This is a genomic window from Streptomyces sp. NBC_01446 (assembly GCF_026340095.1).
GTDB lineage: Bacteria > Actinomycetota > Actinomycetes > Streptomycetales > Streptomycetaceae > Streptomyces > Streptomyces aureus.
This window is the reverse complement of record NZ_JAPEPO010000002.1, coordinates 231,539-249,648: the sequence shown is the minus strand read 5'-3', so window position 1 is coordinate 249,648 and position 18,110 is coordinate 231,539. Positions and strand designations below refer to the sequence as shown.

At 67.9% G+C, this 18,110-nt stretch carries 14 protein-coding genes and 5 pseudogenes; 7 read left to right on the top strand and 12 right to left on the bottom strand.

The annotated features are described in order from the left end of the window. Positions 1-166: 166 nt before the first annotated feature. The 3 genes and pseudogenes from OG456_RS38580 to OG456_RS50595 form a co-directional block, all read right to left on the bottom strand. Positions 167-658 (bottom strand): hypothetical protein, encoded by a 492-nt coding sequence (locus OG456_RS38580; protein ID WP_266569767.1) that lies wholly within the window; start codon positions 656-658, stop codon positions 167-169. Between the two features lie 16 nt (positions 659-674). Then, positions 675-1,322 (bottom strand): HAD-IA family hydrolase, encoded by a 648-nt coding sequence (locus OG456_RS38575; RefSeq protein ID WP_266569766.1) that lies wholly within the window; start codon positions 1,320-1,322, stop codon positions 675-677. A gap of 185 nt (positions 1,323-1,507) precedes the next feature. Further along, a pseudogene (locus OG456_RS50595) lies at positions 1,508-1,717 on the bottom strand (transposase); the annotation flags it as partial. Positions 1,718-1,912: 195 nt separating this feature from the next. On the opposite strand from OG456_RS50595, the gene OG456_RS38570 reads away from it, so the two are divergent. Next, positions 1,913-3,448, top strand: coding sequence for a CYTH and CHAD domain-containing protein (locus OG456_RS38570; RefSeq protein ID WP_266569765.1), 1,536 nt, complete (start codon positions 1,913-1,915; stop codon positions 3,446-3,448). A gap of 86 nt (positions 3,449-3,534) precedes the next feature. Here the strand turns inward: OG456_RS38570 and OG456_RS38565 are convergent, their stop codons facing one another. The 4 genes and pseudogenes from OG456_RS38565 to OG456_RS38550 form a co-directional block, all read right to left on the bottom strand. Further along, on the bottom strand, positions 3,535-3,801 hold the full coding sequence (locus OG456_RS38565) for a hypothetical protein (protein WP_266570798.1): 267 nt from the start codon (positions 3,799-3,801) through the stop codon (positions 3,535-3,537). 100 nt (positions 3,802-3,901) lie between these two features. After that, positions 3,902-4,174, bottom strand: a pseudogene (locus OG456_RS38560) (SDR family NAD(P)-dependent oxidoreductase); the annotation flags it as partial. 172 nt (positions 4,175-4,346) lie between these two features. Further along, positions 4,347-4,997: a nitroreductase family protein gene (locus tag OG456_RS38555; protein WP_266569764.1), complete on the bottom strand. Its 651-nt coding sequence runs from the start codon at positions 4,995-4,997 to the stop codon at positions 4,347-4,349. Between the two features lie 71 nt (positions 4,998-5,068). Next, complete coding sequence (locus OG456_RS38550) at positions 5,069-5,602, bottom strand: carboxymuconolactone decarboxylase family protein (protein WP_266569763.1); 534 nt, start codon at positions 5,600-5,602, stop codon at positions 5,069-5,071. Between the two features lie 135 nt (positions 5,603-5,737). Between OG456_RS38550 and OG456_RS38545 the strand changes: the two genes are divergently transcribed. After that, the gene (locus tag OG456_RS38545) at positions 5,738-6,376 is read left to right on the top strand and encodes a TetR/AcrR family transcriptional regulator (protein WP_266569762.1); all 639 of its coding nucleotides are present in this window, start codon (positions 5,738-5,740) and stop codon (positions 6,374-6,376) included. A 333-nt stretch (positions 6,377-6,709) separates the two neighbouring features. Then, positions 6,710-7,545 (top strand): annotated as a pseudogene (locus OG456_RS38540) (IS1380 family transposase); the annotation flags it as partial. A gap of 24 nt (positions 7,546-7,569) precedes the next feature. On the opposite strand, the gene OG456_RS38535 reads toward OG456_RS38540, so the two are convergent. Continuing rightward, entirely contained in the window at positions 7,570-8,784 is a 1,215-nt protein-coding gene (locus OG456_RS38535) for an ISAs1 family transposase (RefSeq protein WP_266569761.1), read from the bottom strand. A 128-nt stretch (positions 8,785-8,912) separates the two neighbouring features. Between OG456_RS38535 and OG456_RS38530 the strand changes: the two are divergent. Continuing rightward, positions 8,913-9,440: pseudogene (locus OG456_RS38530) on the top strand (transposase); the annotation flags it as partial. Between the two features lie 368 nt (positions 9,441-9,808). Here the strand turns inward: OG456_RS38530 and OG456_RS38525 are convergent. After that, on the bottom strand, positions 9,809-11,065 hold the full coding sequence (locus OG456_RS38525; protein WP_266569760.1) for an MFS transporter: 1,257 nt from the start codon (positions 11,063-11,065) through the stop codon (positions 9,809-9,811). Between the two features lie 431 nt (positions 11,066-11,496). On the opposite strand from OG456_RS38525, the gene OG456_RS38520 reads away from it, so the two are divergent. Beyond that, a complete protein-coding gene (locus tag OG456_RS38520) occupies positions 11,497-11,805 on the top strand; it encodes a transposase (RefSeq protein WP_266569759.1) in 309 nt (102 codons plus the stop codon). Between the two features lie 703 nt (positions 11,806-12,508). Next, positions 12,509-14,932 (top strand): SpoIIE family protein phosphatase, encoded by a 2,424-nt coding sequence (locus tag OG456_RS38515; RefSeq protein WP_323136429.1) that lies wholly within the window; start codon positions 12,509-12,511, stop codon positions 14,930-14,932. 1 nt (position 14,933) lies between these two features. Here the strand turns inward: OG456_RS38515 and OG456_RS38510 are convergent, their stop codons facing one another. From OG456_RS38510 to OG456_RS38500, 3 genes and pseudogenes are all read right to left on the bottom strand, one after another. Further along, the gene (locus OG456_RS38510; protein ID WP_266569757.1) at positions 14,934-15,137 is read right to left on the bottom strand and encodes a hypothetical protein; all 204 of its coding nucleotides are present in this window, start codon (positions 15,135-15,137) and stop codon (positions 14,934-14,936) included. Continuing rightward, positions 15,138-15,320: pseudogene (locus OG456_RS38505) on the bottom strand (hypothetical protein); the annotation flags it as partial. A gap of 116 nt (positions 15,321-15,436) precedes the next feature. Then, a protein-coding gene (locus OG456_RS38500; RefSeq protein ID WP_266569756.1) for an IS5 family transposase occupies positions 15,437-16,311 on the bottom strand; the annotation gives its coding sequence in 2 pieces (ribosomal slippage) (positions 15,437-15,921 and positions 15,921-16,311; 876 coding nt in all). A gap of 117 nt (positions 16,312-16,428) precedes the next feature. On the opposite strand from OG456_RS38500, the gene OG456_RS38495 reads away from it, so the two are divergent. Then, positions 16,429-18,009, top strand: a complete 1,581-nt coding sequence (locus OG456_RS38495; protein WP_266557237.1) for an IS1182 family transposase — start codon at positions 16,429-16,431, stop codon at positions 18,007-18,009. Positions 18,010-18,110: the final 101 nt, after the last annotated feature.

The window sequence follows — 18,110 nt, the reverse complement described above, 5'->3', positions numbered from 1 at the left end:
CGAGAACTCCAAGGAGGCGTACAGATCGTGCCCCGGGTGGTCAGTGGCACCCAGTACGGGTGGAGTTCTTCTGCAGCACCCGCCGCAGGAGACCACCGGCGCACGGTGCCGCGCTCGGGGCTCGCGGAGCCTGCGCCAAGCGGGGCTGCCGTGGGTTCACCGTGCGTCAGATCTGGTCCGCGAGGCGCACGTAGTCGTAGTAGAGAGGGTCCCCGTCCTCGTCCACCGGGTACTCGTAGCTGCTCTGGTTGGCGAGGACAACCTTCAGCTCCGCCAGCTCGTCGAAACCAAGGTCGTTCTCGGTGATCTCGTGGCCCCGCTCCGCGAACAGCTCGAAGAGGTCCACACTCGGGGTGCGGAAGACGTCGAGACCGTCGAGGAGCACTCGCACGTCGGCGTCCTCGTCGAGGAACCGGAACAGCTCCACGCCGCTCAACGCGCCCATGGTGAAGCCGAGCATCACGTTCAGACCGGACGCGTCGTGCTTGAGCAGGATCTGCCCCGGCTCCGGATCACTGGAGGCGACCCGCGGCAGCCCCCACGCCTGGACCGCGTCGCGCGCCTCCTGCGCCGACATGCCGAACCGCAGCGGCCCGACACCGACCAGTGGCAGCAGTTCCAGTTCCACGTTCGGTCCTTCGCTTTTCTCGATGCCCATGGTCAGCGTGCGAGGGTCACGTCCGGGTGAGGAGGGCCGGCAGCTTTCGCATGTCATCAAAGACCACTGTGTCCGGTCCGTTCTGCCACTGTGCCGGCGTGAGCCCGCCGCAGTAGCCGAACACGCGCATGCCGGCGGCGCGGGCAGCCTGCACGCCGTAGCGGCTGTCCTCGACCACGGTGCAGACCTGAGGGTCGAATCCCATGTGCCGTGCCGCGTGGAGGAACAGGTCGGGTGCCGGCTTGCCGTGGGTCACTTCCGCCGCGCTGTAGATGCGACCTTCGAAGCGCGGGTACAGCCCAGTCAGACCCGGAGTGTGGCGAAGACCGGAATGCGTACTGCTTGAGGCTACGCACGTGGGCAACTGGATCTGGTCGAGGGCCTCCACCACGCCAAGCTGGGCCGGACCGCACGTCAGCTTCTCGCCGCCGGCTCTGCTCTGCGCGTGGACGTGCCTGGACTTGGCCACGCACTCGTTCCAGAGCCACCGGCAGCGATCCCACTCGGCGTCGAGCGCGCGCCGGGCCGTGCGACTCAGGACGATGCAGCGCGGCGTCTGGCGATTCTCACCCTCGACGAAGCCCACGACCTGCTCGCCGCGGTCGATCGCGCCCTGCCGTATCGCGCGCCTCCGCCCGCCGCGGGCCAATGTGCCCGCCCCCACCGGCACATCTGTACTTCCGGCGCGGCGTGTCGCGGGCGGCCATCAGCGACCTCGGCAGCCCAGTCGTGGATCCGTCCGGCGAACTCGGCATCGTGGGCGACGTCGTACGGGCCCTCGATCGCTACGGAGCCGACGGCCCGCGCGACCGCAGCCGTCCTGATGCGCGCGTGCGGTTCGCACCGGGTCGCGGTGCCGTAGCGCGTGGTGTCGGTCCGGGTCTCGGTCTGCGGGTCGCCCCAGGTGGTGGGCCTGGCCAGGGCGAACGGGGCACCGTGCATGCGCGGGCGGCCCTGCCGTGGCCGGGAGTTGGGCGGTGCCGATCGCGGGCCATCACGCGGTCCGAGCGCAGTCTGCCGCACCTCCACGGGCAGGTCGGCGATCAGATGGGCCAGGCGGGCCAGGTCGCATCGAGGAGCGATCATCAACCTCCGGTGTCGAGGTCTGCAGGGCGGTGCCAGAACGGAGGGAAAGACTGGACGCCAGAGTTCGGGACGTACCTACTCCGCTGGTGCCGCACTCGCGGCCCCCACAATCGCGACTTTATGTCCAAGGTTGTGTTTCGTTCAGTCAATCGTGCCTACCGGTAGAGCATGGTCCAGTCGATGCAAGAGACAGAGCGAAAGTACGAGGTCCCGTCGTCCTCCGATACCTCCTGGCTGCCCCCGTTGGATCGAGTGGAGGGCGTCACCTCGGTTGTCGACCGGAGCATCGAGGAGCTCGACGCGGTCTACTACGACACCGATGATCTTCGGCTGTCCGGTTCTTCGGCCATACTGCGAAGAAGGACCGGCGGCTCCGACGCCGGATGGCACCTCAAACTGCCGTTGCCGGGCGACAGCCGGGAGGAGGTCCAGGCGGCCCTGACGGACGCCGTCCCAGACGCCCTGCGCGACCTGGCCTTGTCCCGCACCCGAGGAGCCGAACTGACCCCAGTGGTGCGCATCCGCTCGACCCGTGAGGTGCGCGATCTCGTCGACGCCGAAGGTGGCGTGCTGGCCGAACTGAGCATCGACGCGGTGCGCGCGCAGTCCCTGCGAGCACAGGGCAGGAGTGCGGCATGGCGCGAGATGGAAGTAGAGCTTGCCGAGGACGCCGATCCCGCTCTCCTGGACGCAGTGGAGAAGAGGCTGCGCGAGCACGGCATCGCACGTGCGCAGTCGTCGTCGAAGCTGGCGCGGGCCCTCGACGAGATGGCGCCCGTCCCGGCCGGCGAGCGTGACGAGGCCGCCGACCTCGCTCCGGGCTCGGCCGGCGAGCAGGTCCTCGCTTACGTACGGGAGCAGATCCGCGTCCTCACCGCCCTCGACCCGGCCGTGCGACGCGACCGGCCCGACTCGGTGCACCGGATGCGGGTCGCCTGCCGTCGCCTGCGCAGCTGTTTGCGCTCGTACCGATCCGTTCTGGACCGCGAGGTCACAGACGCGATCCGAGGGGATCTGAAGTGGCTGGCCAGCGAGCTGGGCGCAGAACGCGATCAGGAAGTGCTGATGAAGCGTCTCACCCGGGGCGTCAAAGCCCTACCTGGAGAACTCGTCCTCGGCCCCGTCTCGGCACGGCTACAGGCGTGGAACGTCGCTCGCGGCTCCGAGTCCCACCAGCGCAGTCTCGGCGCCCTGGGCTCGCGCCGCTACCTGGCCCTGCTCGGTTCCCTCGCCGCGCTCGGGCAGCAGCCACCGCTGCGTGCCAAGGCCGGTAAGGCGGCGGACAAGGTCATGGCCAAGGCGGTCCTCAAGGAGTTCGACCGCCTGGCCCAGCGCATGGCCCCCGCCCTGGACCTGCCGCCGGGTCCCGAGCGCGACGTGGCCCTTCACGAGGCCCGCAAGGCCGCCAAGAAGGTGCGTTACGCGGCTGAGGCCGCCCGTCCAACTCTCGGTAAACCGGCCAAGCGCTTGGGTAAACGTGTCAAAGCGGCCCAGAAGGTCCTAGGCGACCATCAGGACAGTGTGGTGGCCCGGGGCACCATCCGTGACCTGGCCGTGGCGGCCCAGACGACGAACGAGGCCGGCTTCACCTGGGGCGTCCTCTACGGCGGGGAGCAGGCCGTCGCACACACCAGGGAGCGGGAACTGCTGACGGTGTGGGAGCGGGCCTCCGCCCCCAAGCTGCGCAAGCGGCTCAGCCGGTAGAGGGACTTGGCGCGATCCGAGCGCGACGTGAACGCAACACCGCGCCCTTTCTTAGTGGTCGATTCCGGAAGTCCTTCGGGGGTTGATCACGCTGCCAGCGCGGCGGAGGATTCTTCGTGGTGATCGACGGTGTGCCGGTCCAGCCTGGCCAGCAGATCGTCCAGGTCGGTGGTGGTGAACCTCCACTGGAATGGCTGTGCCGTGGCGTTGTAGCGGTGTTCGAATGCTCGGAGCCGGTTTCGGACCTGGTCGGGGTCCGTGAAGTCGTTGGGTGAGACAACCTTGCGCTCCACGATGGAGAAGAAGATCCCTATCTGGTTCAGCCAGGAGGCGTGGACGGGTGTGTGGACCATGACGACGTTCGGGAACCGGGAGGCCAGGCGTTCGCTGGCCGACCTGCTGCGGTGCGACCAGTCCTGGGCTGACGGCGTTGACGCGGATGCGGCGGGGGGCGAGTTCGAGCGCTAGCGACCGCATGAGGGGCAGCAGAGCGCCCTTGGCTGCTGTCATCGCGGCCCCGAGTCCTTCGGCGGCGCCCACGGTGAAGAAGTTTCCCTTGACGTTGATGTCGAAAAGGGCGTCGAAGGCGTCTTCGTCGGTTGATTCGATCGGGCCGGGGCGGGCGATGCCCGCGTTGAGGAAGAGCAGGTCAAGAGAGCCGAGTTGCCGGCGCGCCTGGTCCATGGCCTGGTCGATGTCCGGCAGGGACTCGACGGCCAGGTGCATCTTGGTGGTCAGTCCGCCGCGCGGTTCTGGACTGTCCTGTCTGCGTGCATCTTGGCCTCTTCCAGGTCGGTAGAGGTCGACCGCCCGGCGTCCGTCGAGGAGACGTGCGGGCGCCGGACAGTCGAGTTGCACAGAACCGAGCAGGCGCGCCGATCGCGCACCCGCTCAGTTGTCACATGTGGGTGAAGATCTTCTCGGCGTCGAAGCGTGAGACCGGCTGGCGAGAGACGCGCGTCTCGTCCGGGTACCCGAGCACGACGAGCAGCGTCGTGGTGAAGTCGGTGTCGGTGAGGCCGAACGCTTCGTCGATCGTCGCGCGGTCGAACCCTTCCAGCGGGGTGGCGTCGACTCCGAGAGAAGCGGCGGCCATCATGGTCGCGCCGACCACGAGGTACGTGTTCTTCTCCAGCCAGTGGAGCACGTGGCCGCCATAGTTCTCCGACTGGATCTCCACGAAGCCGGACGCTCCAGCCTCCCATCCCTTCTGGATCTCCGGGTCCGCGAAGCGACCGTCCGCGCGCTCCTTCGCGAAGATCTCCTGCAAGTGCTCGTCGGGAATCGCCTTGCGGGTCGTGAACACGATCGCGTGCGACGCGTTCCGCACCTTCTCCGCGTTGTCCTCGAAGCGGCCGACGAGAGCGTCCGCAAGCTTGTCCTTGCCGGCCTGCGACTCCAGCACATGGAAGTGGTTCGGCTGGATGTTGATCGTCGTCGGCGAGCTGCGTAGGTAGCGCAGCAGGAGCTGGAAGGTCTCCTCCGGGATCTTCTTGTTCGGGTCGAAGTAGCGAGTGAGGTGCTTGGTGATCAGATTCTCGAGATTCATGCTTGGCTTTCGTTTCGTTGCTTTCATTGGGGCGACCTCCGTGCCAGTCGACGCAGTCGCGACGTCGCTGGTTACGCGCCCGCACCGGGGATGTCGACGACGGTGTCGTTGACGTTGTTGAGGTAGTTCGTGAGCAGCGTGACGACCACGACGGTGACGATCGCCTGGATCTCGGGGTCCGTGTACCCGGCCTCGCGGACCGCGGCGATGTCCTCGTCGCCCACCTGACCGCGGGTCTCGATCACCTGTTGGGAGAAGCGAGCGACGGCGGCACGCTTGGGATCGGTGGAGCCGCCGGTGCGGGCCAGCTCGATTTCCTCGGTGGACATGCCTCCGAGGTTCGCGGAGATGTATCCGTGCAGCGCCGAGCAGTAGTCGCAGTCGTTGGAGTGGGACGTGGCCAGCGCGATCGTGTGGCGGGTCTTCGCGTCGAGGAGCTTCGCGATGCTGCCCTGCAGGCCCATCACGATCTCAAGGACGGTCGGGTTGGCGGCGAGCGTGGTGAACATGCCCGGAGCGAAGCCGAACTGCTTGGCGATGGCGTCGAGCGTGCCCTGCGTCTTGACGTCGATGTCGGTGAGCTCGGGCGTGGTGAGACGAGACATGGTGGTGGTCCTCGGATCGATATCAGTCTGGGCTACTGGGCCCACTCGTAGTGAACGTGACACGGAATGGGTTGTCAAGCCCAATCCGTGTTCGTGTTGGGCCGCTGAGCCCAATCTGTGGGATAAAGTGGTGACATGCAGATGAACGATGGATCGCGTGACCTTCGCGGGCGCACGGGCAAGGGGCTGGCCACGCAAGGTCGCATCCTCAAGCACGCCGCGGAGTTGATCTACACGCGGGGGGTCCACGCGACGAACAACGAGCTGGTGCGAAGCGCAGCGGGGGTCAGCGGCTCGCAGCTGAGCCACTACTTCCCGAACAAGGAGAGCCTGGTGCGCGCCGTCATCGACTGGCAGGCCGAGAGCGTGCTCGGCTTCCACCGAAGCGAACGGTTCGCCGGCTTCGACACGATCGAGGCGTACCAGGAGTGGGCGGACTTTTTCGTCGTCTCCGGTCGCCCGTTCGAGAACGGCTGCAGCCTCGGATCCCTCGCGAGCGAGATCGTCAAGACCGATCTGGATGTCCGCGACGACCTCACCCGCGTCTTCGCCGAATGGCGGGACATCTTCCGAGCGGGACTCGAGCGGATGCAATATGACGGACGACTCGACGCGTCGGCGGATCCGGCGCGACTCGCACACATGCTGATCGCCGCCTACCAGGGAGGCAGCCTGCTCGCGCAGATCGCCCGCGACGTAGCGCCATTGCGTGACGCGCTGTATGCCGCGGTCGAGCATCTTCGCGCGTACACAACGTCAGACGACGTCGTGTGAAGCTGATACGAAGCCCGGGCCTCTTATTCCAGAGCATGAACGTCTCGTGACGAGATCTTTAAGGCCGTGGCGTCGGTAGAAGCTAACGAACTCGCGTGGCAGCGTTGCGGGCCTGACGACCGTCGTCGGTTGTCAGGCTGTTGATCCCGTGTGGATTACCGGCTCTTCGCCGATCCGGTGGGGATCATGGCGTGAGTCCGCCGGTCCCTAGCCTCGGGCTTTCGCCAGTGACACTGTCCGGGTCTTGATCAAATAAGCGGAGAGTGCTGCTGACCTGCAACGATGGGACTTGTCGAGGGTCCTGTCAGCTGCAAGGAAAGAAGCACTCTCCAGGTGAAGGGGCGTAGCGGGTCGTACCCGCGTGTCCGTGTCGAGGGCGGCGGCCGTGGGGTGGTCACGCAGGCCGGGTCGGTGCTGCTGGTCGAGACGGTCCGCAAGTCCGGGCTGGACACCGAGGTATCGGCGGCGCCGACGCCGTGGCGCAAGCCGCGGGCGGTGCACGATCCGGGCAAGATCCTGCTGGATGCGGCCCTGGCCGTCGCACTCGGCGGGGACTGCCTGGCCGACGTCGGCATGCTGCGGGCCGAGCCGGATGTGTTCGGCCCGGTGGCTTCCGACCCAACAGTCTCCCGTCTCCTCGACGCACTCGCCGCCTCCGGCCGAAGGCTCTCGCGGCGATCCGGGCCGCACGTTCCCAAGCGCGCGGGCGGGTCTGGGAGCTGGCCGGTACGTGCAGTCCGGCCGCCGGCGGCCAGGCGATCGTGGACATCGACGGCGTACTGGTCCTTGCTCACTCCGAGAAGCAGGACGCCACCGCGACCTGGAAGAAGACCTTCGGCCACCATCCGCTCGTCGCGTTCGTCGACCACGGCCAGGCCGGGTCCGGGGAACCGGTGACCGCCCTGCTGCGGCCCGCCAACGCGGGCTCCAACACTGCTGCCGACCACATCGAGGCCGCCCAACTCGCCCTGGCCCAACTACCCAAACACCTGCGGCGGGGACGACAGACACTGATCCGCACCGACTCCGCCGGCGGCACCCACACCTTCCTCGACTGGCTCTCCAGACGCGGCCGGTGGCTGTCGTATTCCGTCGGAATGACCATCACCGACGCCATCCACCAGGCCGTGCTGAAAATCCCGAAGAAGGCGTGGACGCCGGCCTACGACGCGGGCGGCACCGACAGGGCTTGATCAAGTTCCGTGGGTGTCCTGGTTGTTGATGATGCCCAGGATCGGGAGTGCCCGTCGTGGTTCGTCGCGGATCGCCCGGGTGGTTTTGGCGATGTTCTCGGCGCCGAGGGTCTTCAGCACGCCGATGGCCAGGTTGCGGAAGGTGGCCATGGCTCGGGGTGCGGCCCCGGTGTGGACGGTGGAGGCGTCCTCGGCGAAGGTGACGTCTCTGATGTGGTGGCTGGAGTTTTCCACTCCCCAGTGCCCGCGAATCGCGGCGGCGAGGTCCGCGGGGCTGGTCTGGTGGGCTTCGAGGCTGGTCACGGCGTAGACGCTCTCGCGACTCTCGCGGCTGCCGGTCGGCCGGCGCCGGCGGTGGACGCGGATGGCGAGCTTCGCGTGCGGAAAGGCGATGCCACCGAGTTCGTCCGCGATGCCGCAGGTCTTGATCGAACGGGACTCGCGCCGGCCGTGCCCGACCTCGGAGTGGGTGTGCTGGACGGCGATGTCACGCCACGGCAGCGTGGCGAGCTGGCTGTGGGCGGTGGGCTGGTTGGTCTTGATCACGGCGATGTAGTGGGCCTTCTTCGTCTCGACCAGCCAGGTGATTTTCGCCTTGACCGAGTGCAGCGCATCGAAGGTGACGAGAGTGCCGGCCAGGTCCAGCGGTGCCAGCAGCGGCTTAAAGTGCGTGGTTTCGTTGGTCTTCGCGCCGACCTCGGCCTGCGCGAGTGTCACGACGGTGGTGTGGCTGACCGCCGACAGCAGGTGACGGCGGGTCACGTCCAAACGCGCTGAGCCCTTGAGCGTCTTGCCGTCCACCGCGATGGCCCGCCGGTGCGCGGTGGACACGACGGTGCGGTGCCGGTCGGTGAGGTAGGCGCCCACCGCGGCGTCCAGGGCATCGCCGTCGACGGCGATCAGCACCCGCCCGATCGTCGCCGGCGACGGTGTACGCCGCCACCGCAGTGGATGGCGGCGTACACCGAGGGCGGCCAGCAGCCCACCCGAGGCCCGGGCGCCCCATTCGGCGAGCTCGTCGATGCTCCTGGCGCCCGAGACGACCGCACAGGCACACACCATCAAGATCGCCGTCAGCGAGTACCACCGGCCCCGCCGCGAGCGCGGGTCGGGGATGGAGTCGAAGTAGGGGCGCAGATCAGCGACCTGGCCGGGTTCCAGCGGACCCAGCTTCACAAGTACGGCAGGGATCGGGGAGGATGCAACAGCAGGCACGGGACCTTCTCATGATCACGAGGCGTAGACACCCTAATGATCACGAAGCCCGTGCCTGCACCGCTACCCACCCCTCACAGCAACAACCAGCACAACCACGGAACTTGAAGCCGCCCTGCGGCACCGAGCGGCCCGGCGCCTGGGTCGCGGAGATCACCGACATGCCCGAACTCTCCTCCTGGCCGAGGGGAATGCGGCTGAGCGTCCGAAAGGAACGCCCGCACCCCGGCGTCCAGTTGCGCTTCACCGACCTCGACGGGCTGCGGCTGACCTGCTTCGCGACGAACACCAAAGGCGGCCAGCTCGCCGACCTCGAACTGCGTCACCGCAGGCGGGCCCGCTGCGAGGACCGCATCCGAAACGCCCGCGACACCGGCCTGCGCAACCTGCCTGTGCACGAGACCGCACAGAACCGGATCTGGCTGGAGATCGTCTCCCTCGCACTCGACCTCCTCGCCTGGATGCCGATGCTCGCCCTGAGCGGCGACATCCGCCGCTGGGAACCCAAGAAGCTCCGCTTTCGCCTGTTCTCCGCCTCCGCGCAGCTCGTGAACACCGGACGCCGCCACTGGCTCCGCTTCGCCGCCCGATGGCCCTGGACCGACGTCATCACCCACGCGATCGACAAGCTCCACACCCTGCCGAACCCCGGCTGACCAGCAACTTCGAACGTCCCGACAACCCGCACCACCTCACCGGCGAAGTGGAACCCGGCGCCCACCCGACGCGAAAGCCGGGCCCTCAGTCTGCCCCAGCCCCGAAAAGACCCCACCACACAGACACAACGTCCCCGTCGGCAAGCTGACGGGGACTCATGAACGATCGAGGCTAGCTGGTCTAGTGCAGCAGCGCATTGATCTTGCGAGGGTCATGCGGCTTTGAGTAGGGCTCCGTCGTAGGTCCTGCGGAACGGTCGGGCCTCATCGTTTGCTACCACCGAATACGGGTCAGAGCCGTTAGTTTTACAGTCCCTATGACACGGCACATCGGCAATGCTCTGAGGCGAGGTTCGTCATGTGATTACTCACCGTTGGCTGGTCGGGTCCGTATGCGGGTTGCGTGCGGCGAGGACAGTGAACAGGGTGGCGATAACAGCAAGAGCGCCATATCCGAGCGCGATCTGCGGTATCGAGAAGGCGTTCGAGAGCTGGCCGAAGATGAGGCTGATGAAGGCGGCGCCGCTGTAGCAGAGGAGGTAGATCGCGCTGAAGATCGGCGCCCGGTCGGCCAGAGCGCTGCCGTGCAGCAGGCCGCGGGTGACGGCGCTGACGGCGATGCCTTGACTGGCGCCGGCGACGATGGTTGCGGCGATGAACAGCACCAGTGTGCCGATGACGATGGCTGTAATGATGCCGATCCATCCGATCAGGAAGATGATCATGCCGATGCGTTGGGCAGCCGCTGGTGTGAACCGGCCGCCGATGGGAGCGCCGAGAACGCTGGGGGCCATGTAGGCGGCGAACACCAGTCCGAGGATGAGCGGGCTGTGGGTGTGGAGTTGATCTTCGACCAGCGCGGGCATGAAGGACTGGTAGAAAGCCCCGGTCGCATAGGCGGTCACGAACACCGTGGCCGCGACAGGGAGCAGACGCCTGACCCGAGCCGGTACGCGTACCCGGGGTATCAGTGATCGCCAAGCGCCCGGCGTCGGCTTCGCGGTTTCCGGGCTGATGACGATGAGTGCGGCAGACAGTACGAGGAGACCGGCGCAAACCAGGTAGATGAGCTCGCGTGGCCAGGGGGCGAACTGGACCAGGGCGCCGGCGGCGATGGCGCCGAGGGTGAGGCCGAGCATGGGTCCCTGACTGGACGCGACGGAGGCCAACCATGCCGGCCTGGTGGGCGCGGCGTCGACGATGTAGGAGGTGAGGCTGCTGCTGGCCAACCCCGTACCGACGCCCATCAGGAGCCGAGCGGCCAGCAGAGTGCTGATGTCGTGCACGCTCAGCAGCACCAGACAGCCCAGCAGGAGTAGGCCGAGGCTGGCGATCGCGGTGCGCCGTCGGCCCAGATGATTGGACAGCCGTCCCAGCACCAACAGTGCGGCGATAATGCCGACGGAGTAGGTGACGAAGGCCAGCGAGGTGTCGGCGTTGGTGAACCCGTCCTCGGCCCGGTAGGTGTTGAGCAGGGGGATCGGTGCGGCCGACGCGGCAAACGAGGCCACCAGGGAGACGATCGCAGATGAGAACGCCAGCCGGAGCGTTCTGCCCTGGCGAGGCCGGTTGATCACTGGTGACACGTCTGCGTCGTCGAGAGGGGGCGCGTTCAGCCGCGACATAACGGATCGACCTCCGATAGCTGTGCGATTAGGCGCCGAGCCCAGGTCGGGCCGAGCATTCTTGTGGGTTTGGCAGCCCACTTCGCAGAGTTAACAGCGCCCGAGACTGGGCTGTCAAGCCCACTCTGCGGTATCGTGTGACGTATGGAAGCCACGCCACGAGCTCGGGTGCCTCACAAGCTCACGGACAAGGGCCAGGCGACGCGTCCCCGGATCCTGGAGCATTGCGGGTGCCGATAAATCATCCGCCCAGGTGGCGGGCCTGATCGCTGATCTTGAGTCGGTCGGGTAGCCCGGGGCTGGGACGCCTCGGGCTACCCGACCTCTTGAGTCGTGCCCGTCGACCTCCCGGTTATCCGCACGGGTCTGGTGCACGATCGGGTGTCGTCTGAACTGGCTTGCCCTGTGGGGCGGGTGGGAAGGATGTCGCTGTGCCCAAGCCTTATCCGGAAGAGTTCCGCGACGACGTCGTGCGGGTCGCGCGGAACCGCGGCCCGGGCGTGACACTCGACCAGGTGGCCGCCGACTTCGGTGTCCATGTGATGACGCTGTCGAAGTGGATGCGCCGCGCCGACATCGACGACGGGATCAAACCCGGAACGACCAGCCAGGAGAACGCGGAACTGCGGGAAGCACGGCGGCGGATCCCGCTGCTGGAGCAGGAGAACGAGGTCCTGCGGCGGGCCGCGGCCTACCTCTCCCAGGCGCATCTGCCGGGAAAAGGATCTACCCGCTCGTGAAGGAGCTGGCCGCCGACGGGGTTCCCGTCACGGTCACGTGCCGGGTCCTGAAGCTCGCCCGACAGCCCTACTACCGCTGGCTCGACCACCCGGTCACCGAAGCCGTGCTCGAAGAAGCCCATCGTGCCAACGCGTTGTATGACGCCCACCGGGAGGACCCGGAGTTCGGCTACCGCTTCCTTGCGGATGAGGCCCGCAGCTCGGGGACCGTGATGGCGGGCCGGACCGCGTGGCGGATCTGCCGGGACAACCGTTGGTGGAGCGTCTTCGGGAAGAGACGCGGCAGGGTCAAGAAGGCCGGCCCGCCGGTCCACGACGACCTCGATTGCCGCACCTTCAGCGCGGACGGCCCGAACCGCTCGATACACCGAAGACCGGTACCCCGGAGCCTGGGCCGACGCCCGAGCAGCTCCGCTCCGAGCGCTTCGCCCGCGGAGAGATCGACGAGGACGGTACGCCCCGCTCGGCCATGTCCACGTGGCTGTGCGCCGGGCGGACCCGCCCGAGGTCGCCCAGCGGGCCGGCAACAGCGTCGAGGTCCTGCTGACCGGTACGAGAAGTGCCTCTGTCACCCAGGCCCTGAGACCCCTTGGGGCGACTGTGCGGCAGCGCCGTCCAGCGTGTGCGATCACTTGACGGGAACTGTCGCCAGGACCGAGCCATCCTTGAATCAGCAGCGGACCCGAAGGCGAGATGATCGACCATGGACCCACCGGCGTGTTGCCCTGGTGACTCTTTTTCCGCCGCTGGGGCTATGGCAGTGGCCGCTCCGGACGGTGCGCTGACCTGTTGGAGCACCGGTGCGGAGCAATTGCTCGGGCACTCGGCCGCCGAAGCCGTCGGCCGGCCCGCGGCAGAGCTACTCGCATCGGCCCTCCCCGTGGCTGCTCGTGAGCGGTTCGATCGGCAGGAGGGCTGGACCGGGCAGGTGGCACTCCTCCACCGGGACGGCAACAGGGTGCAGTGCCGGTTGCGGGCGCGTCCGCTGCCCGCGGGTGGTGGGCGGGCCTGTTGGTTGCTGGAGGGCGTCCCGGTGCGGGAGGAGGCGGAGCGCAACGTGGACCCACTCATCCGCTGGTCGTTCGACCAGTCGCCGTTCTCTCTGGCGATCTACGACACCGAGGGCCGATTCCTGCGGGTCAACGAGCCCATGACCAGGCAGCTCGCCGCCTCGGAGCGCGAGCTTCGGGGGCTCCGGATCACGGAGCACATGCCCGATCCGGCCTTCCAGGCTCCCGAGCGAGCCGTCGATCGCGTGCTGGAGACCGGTGAGCCCGAGTACATCGAGAACTACGTCCAAGTTCCGGGGGAGCCGCAAGCGCACGCCTGGATCATCCACTTCAGCCCGCTCACGGACTCCCACGGGCTGGTACAGGGCGTGCAGTTGGCCGCCCTGGACTTCTCCGACCAGTACGCGGCCCGCGAGCGCCTGGCGCTGCTCAACGAGGCCAGCAGGACTATCGGCAGCAGCCTGGACGTGAGCCGCACCGCCGAGGAACTGGCCGACGTAGCCGTGCCCGCCCTCGCGGACTTCGTCTCCGTCGATCTCCTTGACGCCGTGCTGCGTGGCGACGAGCCCCCGCTGATTGCCGTCGACGGGCCTCTGGTGCTTCGGCGCGCAGCCATCCGCTCCGGTGTGAAGCCTGCCGTCGCAGTCGGTGAGCTGGCCCGCTACCCGGAGTTCTCGCCGGTGGCCCGCTGCCTGGCCACCGGTCACGGCACCGTGCACCAGATTGGGGATCCCGAGATCACCCGCTGGCTGGCCCACGACCCTGACCGGGCCGCCTGGGTGAGCCGGCACCGCGCGCGCTCGCTGATCGCGGTGCCGTTGCGCGCCCGCGGCACCAACCTCGGCGTCGTCCTCTTCACCCGTCTGGACGCCTCCGCCCCGCCATACGGACACGACGACGTGAAGATCGCCGAGGAACTGGCGGCGCGTGCCGCGGTCTGCATCGACAACGCCCGCCGTTACACGCGCGAGCACACGACGGCACTGGCTCTGCAACACAGCCTTCTGCCGCAGGGGATTCTCGAGCAGGAAGCCGTCGACGTAGCCAGCCGTTACCTGCCCGCGGACTCGGAGATCGGCGTCGGCGGTGACTGGTTCGACGTGATCCCGCTTTCCGGCGCCCGCGTCGCCCTCGTCGTCGGCGATGTGGTCGGGCACGGCATCGCCGCCTCGGCCGCCATGGGGCGCCTTCGCACCGCCGTACGCACCCTCGCCGATGTCGATCTGGCCCCGGACGAGCTTCTCGCCCACCTGGACGACCTTGTCGTCCGCCTCAGCTCCGGGCCCGGCCCCGGAACAGAGGCGAGCTTCGGAGAACTCGGAGCCACCTGCCTCTACGCCGTCTACGACCCCACCTCCCGCAAGTGCTCGCTCGCCAGTGCGGGCCACCTCTGGCCCGCACTGGTATGCCCTGACGGCCGAATGGACTTCCTCGAACTGCCCACCGGCCCGCCGCTCGGCGTGGGCGGGATGCCGTTCGAGTGCGTCCACCACGAACTTCCCGAAGGCAGTCTCCTCGCGCTGTACACCGACGGCCTGATCGAGGCACGCCATCGTGATGTCGACGCCGGCCTGCATGCTCTGCGCGGTGCCCTCGTCGACGCCGTCGCTTCGTCGTTGGAGACCACCTGCGACAAGGTGCTCAAAGCGATGCTCGACGAGCGGCCCACCGACGACGCCGCGCTGCTCATCGCCCGTACACGTGCCCTGGACAGCAGGCACGTCGCCGTCTGGGACCTTCCCGGCGATCCGGCCGCCGTCGCGAGTGCCCGCTCTCAGGCGATCGCCCAGCTCCACGCCTGGGAGCTGGATGAGCTTGCCTACGTCACCGAACTCGTGGTCAGCGAACTGGTGACCAACGCCATCCGCTACGGAGGCGCGCCGATTCAGCTCCGGCTGATCAAGGAACGGTCGCTGATCTGCGAGGTCTCCGACGGCAGCAGCACCTCACCGCACCTGCGCCGCGCCCGCATCTTCGACGAGGGCGGACGTGGCCTCATGCTGGTCGCCCAGCTCACCGAGCGCTGGGGGACGCGGTACACCGGCACCGGCAAGACCATCTGGACGGAGCAGCCCCTTCCCGCACGGGTGCCCAGGACCAGTGGGCGGCGGGCATGAATCACGCCTTCCTGTGCGGACACTCCACCGCTACGGGCAACGCCGACATCACCGCCGTACCGGCGCACGCCAGATAGTCCACCCAGCGGACGGCGACCCACGCCTTGCGCACGGCATCGGAAGGCGCGGGGGCTGCTGCCGCGGCCTCGTCGCCCCCCGCTGCCGGCGCGGAGTCGGAGGCACCTGCGCCGATGACGAAGGACATGCTGCCGGAGGTCGGATGCCCGTCCTCTTCGTCAATGACATGCCAGTCCAGAGTCAGTCGGCCGGCCTCGACTGTGACGCGGCGGCGGTACGGGCGTCGAACGCGCCGGGATCTCCCGCGCGCCGTCGGCGGTGGACGCGCCGGAAGCGTCCAGCGGCTTGCCGCACCGCTGTTGCGATTGATCAGGACGTATCAAGCATTGGTGTCCATCGCTGTTGCCTCGGCGGGCGCCGGATTCATCGCGCGAGCATGCCGAACGCGAAGGTCGCCGCCACTAGGGCGTGTATCGAATGTGCTGGTCATAGCCACTCGTTGATGGCAGCAACGAGGACGGTTGCCTCGTAGCGGACCGCGAGTTTGTCGTAGCGCGTCGCCACGGCGCGGTGCCTCTTGAGGCGATTGATCCCGCACTCGACCGCGTGCCGGGCCTTGTAGTCCTCGGCGTCGAACTTGGGCGGTCGGCCGCCGCGAGAGCCTCGCTTCTTACGGTGGGCCGCCTGGTCGGCCTTGTCCGGGATCGTGCAGCGGATTCCGCGTCGTCGCAGGTAAGCGCGGTTCTTGCGGGAGGCGTACGCCTTGTCGGCGCGGACCCGGTCGGGCCGGGTTCGCGGCCGTCCGACGCCCCGGCGGGCCACGCGGACCTTGTTCAGGACCGGCTCGAACTGCGGGGAGTCGCCGCGCTGTCCGGCCGTAATCACGATGGACATCGGCTTCTGGCCCTGCTCAACGGCCAGGTGCAGCTTGGTGGTCAGGCCGCCGCGCGAGCGGCCGAGGCCGTGGTCGTCCGGCTCGACGGCGATCCCGCCGGGCGGCTCCTTTTGCAGGTCCCCCTTTTCCGCGCCCCGGCGGCATGCTGGTGGGCCCGGCTGACGGTGGAGTCGATGTTGAGGTCCCAGGTGATGAGCTCCCTGGCGTCTGCCTCGGCCTGCAGTTCCGCGAAGATCCGCTGCCAGGTGCCGTCCCGCTGCCAGCGGCGGAACAGGTCGTATGACCTGGCCCAGGGCCCGTACCGCTCCGGCACGTCCCGCCACGGCATGCCGGTGCGGGTACGGAACCGTATGCCGTCGATCAGCTGCCGCCTGGTCCATATCGGTGGACGCCCCGGCTTCTTACCCTTGGGCAAGAACGGCTCCAGGCGGGCCCACTGTGCATCCGTCAGATCTCCACGTGCCACGAAGCAAGATCATCTCACCTCAAGATCCACTTTCGATACACGCCCTAGAAGACTCATGAAGATCTTGGGTTCTGGCCCCGCCGCGTGAGCGGCGGGGCCAGACTGTTTGTTGTGGTGATGGGGGAATGGGCCGGGGAGACGATCGGGCCGGATGTATGGGAGACCTGCCGGGATTTGATCCCGGCAGGGAGTGTGTTCGCGTTCCTGGCCGAGCATCGCAGCGCGCTGTTCGAAGCGGAGATGTTTGCGGACATGTACCCGTCGGCGAACGGGCGGCCGAGCATGCCGCCGCAGATCCTGGCCGCTTCGATCACGCTACAGGCCCTGCACGGGCTTTCGGACTTCGAGACGGTCCAGGAGCTGCGGTGCGACCTGCGGTGGAAGGCCGCCTGTGGACTGGGCCTTCATGACATGGCGTTCGATCCGTCGTTGCTGGCCTACTTCCGCCGCCGGCTGGCCCGTTCCGCCCGGCCGAACCGGGTATTCGAGGCTGTGCGTGAGGTCGTGAAGGCCACCGGTGTCCTCAAGGGCAAGCACCGCCGGGCGCTGGATTCCACTGTGCTGGACGACGCGGTGGCCACCCAGGACACCGTCACCCAGATCATCGCCGCCATCCGGGCGGTGATCCGGGAAGTCCCCGGGGCCGGCGAGGTGGCAGCCGTGCAGTGCACCGCGCACGACTACAACGACCCGGGCAAGCCGAGGATCGCCTGGAACGACGAGCAGGCCCGTGCCGACCTGGTCGACGCCCTGGTCGGTGACGCACTGCGGCTGCTGGGCCATCTGCCCGAGCAGCAGCTCGACGAGAAGGCCGCGAACGCGGTCGGCATCCTGGCCCTGGTCGCAGGTCAGGACGTGGAGCCCGCCGAGGACTCCGACGGCCGCGACGGGCGCTGGCGCATCACCCAGGGCACCGCACCAAACCGGATGGTCTCCACTGTCGACCCCGAAGCCCGGCACGTGCACAAGACCCGCACCCACCAACAGGATGGCTTCAAGGCCCACCTCGCCATGGAGCCCGAGACCGGGTTATACACCGCCGTCGCCCTGCGGCCCGGAGCCGGTCCCGAGCACCACGAGGCGATGGTCGGAATCGACCTGCTCACCGACGAGGACGAGCCCGTTGACGCCTTCGGTGACACCGCCTACTCCACCGGCGACGCCCGCCACAGCCTCGAAACTGCCGGTCACCGGCTGTTCCTCAAACCCGCACCACTGCGGCCCGCCGTCCCTGGCGGCTTCACCCTCGACGACTTCATCATCGACACCGGCGCCGCCACCGTGACCTGCCCCGCCGGACACACCGTCCCTTTATCCGCTCCCGCCGGGCAGCACCACCAGCGCAAAGCCTCGTTCAAGGACGTGTGCGCCGGATGCCCCCTTCGTGAGCGGTGCACCAAGGCCAAGGCCGGGCGGATCCTGACCATCCGTCCGCACCACGACCTGCTCGCCGCCGCTCGCCACCAGACCGCCACCGATCCCGACTGGCAGGCTGACTACCGGCGCTGGAGACCACCAGTCGAACGCGCCGTCGCCTGGCTCGTCCACCACAACAACCGCAAACTCCGCTACCGCGGCACCATCAAGAACGACGCCTGGCTCCACACCCGAGCAGCCGCCCTCAACCTCCGCCGACTGATCAACCTCGGACTCACCCGAACCAACGGAACCTGGCACCTCACCCCGGTCAATACATAGCCGGAGGGGCCGCCCGGCCTGCGGCCGGACAACCCCTCAGCAAGATCTTCATGAGTCTTCTAGGGCGGCGACCCGGGACCATCAACGATGTCTTCCTGGAG